General features: G+C 67.9%; 7 protein-coding genes and 1 pseudogene. 6 read left to right on the forward strand and 2 right to left on the reverse strand.

Annotated features, from left to right (window positions below; all coding sequences use genetic code 11):
- Window positions 1-459: 6-phosphofructokinase (locus GX015_RS07960; RefSeq protein WP_291344189.1), on the forward strand; the 459-nt coding region annotated here is incomplete at its 5' end.
- A gap of 23 nt (window positions 460-482) precedes the next feature.
- Window positions 483-1,763, forward strand: coding sequence for a hypothetical protein (locus GX015_RS07965; protein ID WP_291344191.1), 1,281 nt, complete (start codon window positions 483-485; stop codon window positions 1,761-1,763).
- Here GX015_RS07965 and GX015_RS07970 read toward each other — a convergent pair.
- The gene (locus GX015_RS07970) at window positions 1,727-2,539 is read right to left on the reverse strand and encodes a class I SAM-dependent methyltransferase (protein WP_291344192.1); all 813 of its coding nucleotides are present in this window, start codon (window positions 2,537-2,539) and stop codon (window positions 1,727-1,729) included. The genes GX015_RS07965 and GX015_RS07970 overlap by 37 nt on opposite strands.
- Window positions 2,540-2,543: 4 nt before the next feature.
- Window positions 2,544-3,083 (reverse strand): hypothetical protein, encoded by a 540-nt coding sequence (locus GX015_RS07975; protein ID WP_102212265.1) that lies wholly within the window; start codon window positions 3,081-3,083, stop codon window positions 2,544-2,546.
- A 112-nt stretch (window positions 3,084-3,195) separates the two neighbouring features.
- On the opposite strand from GX015_RS07975, the gene gatB reads away from it, so the two are divergent.
- From gatB to GX015_RS07995, 4 genes and pseudogenes are all read left to right on the forward strand, one after another.
- Window positions 3,196-4,704 (forward strand): Asp-tRNA(Asn)/Glu-tRNA(Gln) amidotransferase subunit GatB, encoded by a 1,509-nt coding sequence (gatB, locus tag GX015_RS07980; RefSeq protein WP_291344193.1) that lies wholly within the window; start codon window positions 3,196-3,198, stop codon window positions 4,702-4,704.
- Window positions 4,705-5,254: 550 nt separating this feature from the next.
- Window positions 5,255-5,797 (forward strand): LPXTG cell wall anchor domain-containing protein, encoded by a 543-nt coding sequence (locus GX015_RS07985; RefSeq protein ID WP_291344194.1) that lies wholly within the window; start codon window positions 5,255-5,257, stop codon window positions 5,795-5,797.
- A 132-nt stretch (window positions 5,798-5,929) separates the two neighbouring features.
- On the forward strand, window positions 5,930-6,625 hold the full coding sequence (locus GX015_RS07990) for a class F sortase (protein ID WP_291344196.1): 696 nt from the start codon (window positions 5,930-5,932) through the stop codon (window positions 6,623-6,625).
- A gap of 140 nt (window positions 6,626-6,765) precedes the next feature.
- Window positions 6,766-7,244 (forward strand): annotated as a pseudogene (locus GX015_RS07995) (hypothetical protein); the annotation flags it as partial.

A 7,244-nucleotide genomic window follows, 5' to 3' on the forward strand; every position in this document is an offset into this window, starting at 1 on the left:
ATCCCGGAAGAGCCGTTCGACATCAACGCCATCTGCAAGTCCATGGAGCGCCGGTTCCAGATGGGCGAGAAGTACGGCATCATCGTCGTCGCCGAGGGCGCCATGCCCGAGGAAGGCACGATGCAGTTCGAGGAGGGCGGCGTCGACCAGTTCGGCCACCAGACCTTCAACGGCATCGGCCAGGTCATCGGCAACGAGATCAAGGAGCGCACCGGATACGACGTGCGCACCACCGTCCTCGGCCACATCCAGCGCGGCGGCACGCCCACCGCCTACGACCGCGTGCTGGCCACCCGCTACGGCGTCCACGCCACCCGCGCCGTCCACGACGGCGACTACGGCAAGATCGTCGCCCTGCGCGGCGAGCACATCGAGCGCATCGACATCGACGACGCCGTCGCCGAACTCAAGGTCGTGCCGGAGCGCCGCTACGCCACCGCGAAGGCGCTGTTCGGCTAAAGCCCCAGCGTACGCTGTGGGGCGTGTTGAAACGTTCCATAGCCATCGCAATGGCCGTCGTCGGCCTCATCGTCGGAGCCGGATTCGCGTCCGGCCAGGAGATGATGCAGTATTTCGTCGCCTTCGGGCGCTGGGGGATCGCGGGGGCGGTGCTGGCCGGGGTCGTCATGGCCGCCGCCGCGGCGGCCGTGCTGTCGCTGGCCAGCTATTTCCTGGCCGGCGAGCACACCGCGGTGTTCGACCGCATTTCCTCGCCGATCATGTCGAGGATCCTCGACGTGGCGGTGATGGTGACGCTGTTCAGCACTGGGTTCGTCATGTTCGCCGGGGCGGGCGCGAACCTGAGGCAGCAATTCGACCTGCCCCTGTGGGTGGGATCGCTGCTCATGGTCGTCCTCGTCGCGTTGACGGGCATGCTCGACGTGGACAAGGTCACGCGGATCATCGGCGCGATTTCGCCGTTCATCATCGTCTTCCTCGTCGGCGCGTCGATCTACTCCATCATTCGGGCCGACGGCACGCTGGCGGAGCTCGAGCCGGCGACGGAGGGGCTGCTGACCACGCTGCCGAATTGGTGGGTCTCCGCCGTCAACTACGTGGGCTTCAACTTCATGGTGGCGGTGTCCATGGCCATCGTCATCGGCGGCACGCACCTCAACCCGCGCGAGGCCGGCGTCGGCGGTCTGCTGGGCGGGGCGATTTTCGGCGGGCTGCTCATCATCGTGTCGGTCGCGCTGTTCTATTCGGTGGAGGCCGTCGGCGGCGACGACATGCCCATGCTCACCATCGTCGACCGGGTGAACCCGGCGCTGGGCGTGGCGATGGCGGTGGTGGTCTACGGCATGATCTTCAACACCGCCATCGGCATGTTCTACGCGTTGGGCAAGCGCCTGACCCGCAATCGGAAGGACCGTTTCCGCCCGGTCTTCCTCGGCTCGGTCGCGGTCGGCCTGGCGCTGAGCTTCATCGGCTTCCAGACGCTCGTGTCCACCGTCTACCCGGCGATCGGCTACATCGGCATCGTGCTCATCATCGTGGTCATCGTCGCCCGCATGACCGGCCGGGCGAAGCTCGCGGAGGAGGCCGAGCGCCGCGCGGTCATCCGCGACCTGGTCCGCCGCCGCCTCGATCCCCGTGCGGTGTTCAGCAGGGACGATAGCGCGCGCCTGGAGCGCGAGGTGGCGGCCTCCAATGCCGACGACCGGGAACTCATCGACACCGTCCGGTCGGAAGTCTCCACGGAGCTCGACGACGGCCCGGCCACGCCTCAGTCGGCCGAGACCACGAAGGAATCCGACCGGTAGGGCAGCGCGACCAGGTCGCCGGGGGCGAATCCGAGGTGGTCGTGGAGGTACCACCGGAGGTTCGCCTCGACCTTCTCCCGCGTCGCCGGGGACGACCGCAGCCAGTAGGAGCGGGTCCGTGCGAGCTCGATGATTCGCCCGGGCGTGAGGGGCTGCTCCCATTCGGTGCGCAGTTCGTCGACGATGTGCAGGGGAGCGGCGACGTCCGGGATGAAGCCGGGTTTCTGCACGTCGCCGGCGTGCATGATCCGCGTCAGACGGTGCACCCAGGGGACGCGGACGTCGAGGGTGTTCCACGTCAGCACCACCCGGCCGCCGGGCCGCAGCAGCCGGGCGAATTCGGCGGAGGCCGCCGGGACGTCGACCCAGTGCCACGTCTGGGCGCAGGTGATCGCGTCGAAGGAGCCGTCCGCCAGTCCCGTCGCCTCGGCCGTGGCGCGGACGCGGGCCGCGGAGGGGCAGACGCGGGCCAGGGCGGCGAGCATTTCCGCGCCCGGGTCCACGGCGGTCACGCGGTGGCCGGCGGCGACCAGTGCGGCGGTCAGCTTGCCCGTGCCGGCGCCGACGTCGAGGACGTTCAGCGGAGCGGCCCCGGCCAATTCCACGACCTGGGGCGGATACTCGGGGCGCACGTCGTCGTAGGTTGCCGCGTCGCCGTCGGAAAGCGAATCCCCGAAGGCCCCCGCACCCGCCGCACGATGGACGCCATTGCGGAACGCGGGCATCGCCGCGCGCGACGTCGGGGGAACCGGGGGATGCTCGTTCGGGCCGGGCACGCGCCTACTCGGCCTCGAGCATGCCGTGGGACTCCGCGAAGGCACGGGCGGCGGCCTCGTCGGGGTGCGGACCGAAACGCAGGACGGACTGCTCGGTGACGTCGTAGATCAGGCCCGTCTCCGGCAGCCACGAAAGCTCGTGCGCGCCGTCGGCCGAGGAGCCCAGCTCGACCATGTCGGTGTTGCGCACGGACTCGGCGAACTTCTCGTCCGCCACCATCGTCGTGGACACGCCGTTCTGCGAGCCGTCGTCGAGCAGGCAGTTGATCGCCGGCAGCTCGGCGGGCGCGTCGGCGAGGCCGCGGGGCTTGTCCATGAGCACGAAGCACATCTCCGAATTCCAGCCCTCCGCCAGTTCGGGGGAGAGGGAATCGCGCAGCGCCTGCTTGTTCAGCTCCGCACCGTGGCCCTGGTTCGACGAACCGAGGAACATCGACGCGACGACGGCGATGGTCAGGATCACCGCCACGGCGATGGCGAGCCCGGCGAACAGGCCCTTCCGGCCGGAATCGGAGGGCGTGTCGTCGGTGCGGGCGTGGGTCATCGGGGCTCCCGGGGAATGATCGGCGATAACGATTGAGCAACGAGAACAGGGTAGTCCACCGGCCCGGCCCCGGGGTGCCCGCCTCCACCCGGCCACTAGTACGATGTCCCCCATGACCGCCGCTTACGCTGATGATCTGATGGACTACGACGAGGTCCTCGAGCGCTTCGACCCCGTGATGGGCATGGAGGTGCACGTCGAGCTCGCGACGAACACCAAGATGTTCTCCTCCTCCTCCGCCAATTTCGGCGCCGCGCCGAACAGCAACGTCGACCCGTGCAGCCTGGGCCTGCCGGGCGCGCTGCCCGTGGTGAACAAGACCGGCATCGAGTGGGCCATCAAGATCGGCCTGGCGCTCAACTGCGAGATCGCGGAGTCCTCGCGCTTCGCCCGGAAGAATTACTTCTACCCGGACCAGCCGAAGAACTACCAGATCTCCCAGTACGACGAGCCCATCGCGTTCGACGGCCACCTCGACGTCGTCCTCGACGATGGCACCGAGTGGCGCATCGAGATCGAGCGCGCCCACATGGAGGAGGACACCGGCAAGCTCACCCACCTGGGCGGCACGTCGGGCCGCATCCACGGCGCGACCCGTTCGCTGGTCGACTGCAACCGCGCGGGCGTGCCGCTGATCGAGATCGTGACCAAGCCGATCATCGGCGCCGGCGAGCGCGCCCCCGAGGTCGCCCGCGCCTACGTCTCCGCGCTGCGCGACCTGGTCAAGGCCCTGGGCGTCTCCGATGCCCGCATGGACCAGGGCTCGATGCGCGTCGACTCCAACCTGTCGCTGCGCCCGATCGGCCAGGAGGAGTTCGGCACCCGCACCGAGACGAAGAACATCAACTCCCTGAAGTCCGTCGAGCAGGCGGTGCGCTACGAGATGCAGCGCCAGGCGCAGGTCCTGACGGACGGCGGCTTCATCCGCCAGGAGACCCGCCACTACCAGGAGACCGACGGTTCGACGTCGGCCGGCCGCATCAAGGAGACCGCGGAGGACTACCGCTACTTCAACGACCCGGATCTGCCGCCGGTCATCGCCCCGCGCGAGTGGGTCGAGGAGATCCGCGCGACCTTGCCGGAGCTGCCGTGGGTCCGCCGCGCCCGCATCCAGCAGGAATGGGGCCTCAAGGACGAGGAGATGCGCGACCTGGTCAACGCCGGGGCCCTGGACCTCATCGTCGGCACCGTCGAAGCCGGCACCACCCCGGACGAGGCCCGCGCCTGGTGGGTCGCCTACCTGTCGCAGCAGGCCAACGCCCGCGGCGTCGAGCTTGCGGAGCTGGAGATCACCCCGGAGCAGGTCGCCCGCGTCGTCGCGCTGATCAAGGACGGCAAGCTGACCAACAAGCTCGCCCGCCAGGCCGTCGACGGCGTGCTCGCCGGCGAGGGCGACGTCGACGAGGTGGTCAAGGCCCGTGGCCTGGAGGTCGTCCGCGACGACGGCGCCATCGAGGCCGCCGTGGACGAGGCGCTGGCCGCCAACCCGGACATCGTGGAGAAGTACAAGGCCGGCAACAAGAAGGTCGTCGGCGCGATCGTGGGCCAGGTCATGAAGGCCACCCGCGGCAAGGCCGACCCGGCGCAGGTGAATCAGCTCATCGCGAAGAAGCTCGGCTAGTTCGCTTTACGACGCCCATGGGCCCGGCATCCGACGTGGATGCCGGGCCTTTTTTGGGGGGAGGTGCGGCGCGGGCGCCCGACCGGTGCCCGGGGCTCGGCCGGACTTTTCATGTTCCTGGCAATTTTGCCGGAAAAACATGCAGCGGGTCCGCAAAATAATGTCGGATATTGGGTATTGGAATCGACTGAATGGTCCGCTAACGTTGCTCGATGGTCGGGTTAATCGGTTGATTTGAGATAGTCGTCAACGATCAAAAGCGGGAACTGGGCCCCGATACCCTAAAGGGTGACCATGTCCGGGGGTAACCTATTGGTGCAGCGTAACGCTCGTGTTGGGGGGTGGGGTGCGGGTTGGGAAGTTGGGATTTCGGCTGTGGGGGTGCGGGTCGGGGGCGGGTGACCTGCATTGATCGGAATTGTGGGGGTGGCTCAAAATTAATTGCTTGGTGGCGTTGTTTTTGTGGTTACGCTGAAGGTGAAGTTGTTCAGCAGCGTGGCCGGTGGCGCGATCGTGGCGCGAATGGCCACATAAATGTGAGGAGATCACGATGAAGGTCAGGAAGATGACCGCGTGGGCCGGTGCGGCGATTCTCGCCACCGGTGCCATGGCAATGGGGGCTCCGGTGGCCCTCGCCGATGCCGACGACGACGGCGTTCTGGTTCAGGCGCAGCGCGCCGACGGCGACTCGGTCGCCGTCGAGCCGGGCGATGACGAACCGGGCGGCGGCGATGCCCCCGGCGACGAGCCGGATCCCGATGATCCCGGCGATGAGCCCGATCCCAGCGAGGAGCCGGACCCGAGCGAGGATCCGGACCCGAGCGAGGATCCGAGCGATGAGCCCGATCCCAGTGAAGAGCCCGACCCGAGCGAGGATCCGGGCGACGACAAGGACAAGGACAAGGACAAGGACAAGGACGAGACTCCGGCGTCCAAGGCCCGTCCGATCGAGCCGAAGCAGAAGCCGAAGAAGGGTGATCGTGGCGTGCCGGCCCGTACCGGCGACACCACCGCCGCGTGGGCCGCTGCGGGTGGCGTCGTCCTGATCTCGATCGCGGGTGGCACGTACGCGCTGCGTCGTCGTGAAGCCTGAGTTCGGTTGAGTTTCCGGGAGTGATGCGGGTGGCGTCGGCCGGGCGGTGAAGCAACCGCCCGGCCGGCGCCGATTCCGTGGGGGTCCGGTATGAAGGTGGAAAGTCCGGGTTCGGCTCGGGGAGGTGGAGTGATGTCCGGCAAGACACGGCCGTTCGGCCGCGTGCGGGTATTGGATGTCGTGGTTCTCCTGGTGGTCATCGCGGCATTCGCCGTCGGCGCCCACATCCTCGGTTTCGGGCCGTTCGCGGATTCCCGGTCGTCGGCCGATCGCGTCGACGCCAACGTCGACGTCACGGAGTCCCACGAGGAAATCGCGGCGTCGCAGCCCCTCGAGATGGCCATCCCCGCACTGGGTTTGCGCACCGACATCGACTCCGAGGCTTGCCCGTTGGAGGACGGCGCCCTCGATCCGCCGACGTTGGACACCGCCTGCTACTACGTCGCCGAGGATCGCCCGTACTCGTTGCCGGGCACCGACGTGCCGGACTTGTCCGTGCTGGCGGGTCATGCCGCCAGCGGCCGGGACGCCGTGTTCAACGACCTCTACGACAACGGCACCGACACCTTCACCCTGGAGAAGGGCGACGAACTGCTCGTGCGCACCCGCGCCGGCGGGGATCGGTGGCTGGTGTACGAGGCCACGGACTTCCACAACATCGACAAGGCTTCCCTCGGCGGCGATGCCGAGGTGTGGGGCGATGGCCCCATGCCCGGGCGGATGCTGACGATCAGCTGCATCCAGTCCCGCAACCCCTTCGCTTCGGCGACCCACAACGTCATCGTCGGCTGGACTTTCGCGGGCCTGGCCGACGCCCCGGCGGTCTGAGCTGCCGGTATCGCGATCATTGCCCGCATTGCCAGCACCACCTGCACCAACAACATCTTCAGCATTGCCAGATTGACTCTCCGACGGTCGCGGCAGGTTCCGTGGCGTCGGATGGCCACGACTTTTAGGAGCGGATCATCATGTCCACCTCGCCCGCCCGCACACGCGCGTTGCGGCCGGCCATCATCGCGGCGTTGGCCGCGGTGCCGTTGTTGCTCACCGCCTGCGGGCCGGATCTGCCGGCGCCGCCCGGTTCCCCCGGGGAAGGGGAGGAGGTCGAACAGGTCGCCATCGAGGAGTCGATGCCCGTGGAGCTCACGATGCCGGCCTTGGGGTTGTCGGAGCCGGTGGTCGAGGACTTGTGCCCGATGACGGATCGTGGCCTCGACCCGGTGCATTTGATGGACATTTGCTTCTACACCGCCGATGACAAGCCGTATGTCTTGCCGTCGACGGATCAGGAGGACGTCGCCGTGTTGGCGGGCCACGCCAACACCCGCATCCCGGGCGTTTTCGATGACGTCTATGACTCGCAGAAGCAGGAGTTCAACGTCAAACTCGGTGACGAGTTGCGCGTGCGCACGGAGGCGTCGGGAAGCAAGTGGCTCGTGTACAAGGC

This window comes from Corynebacterium sp., from assembly GCF_012837295.1.
Classification (GTDB): Bacteria; Actinomycetota; Actinomycetes; order Mycobacteriales; family Mycobacteriaceae; genus Corynebacterium.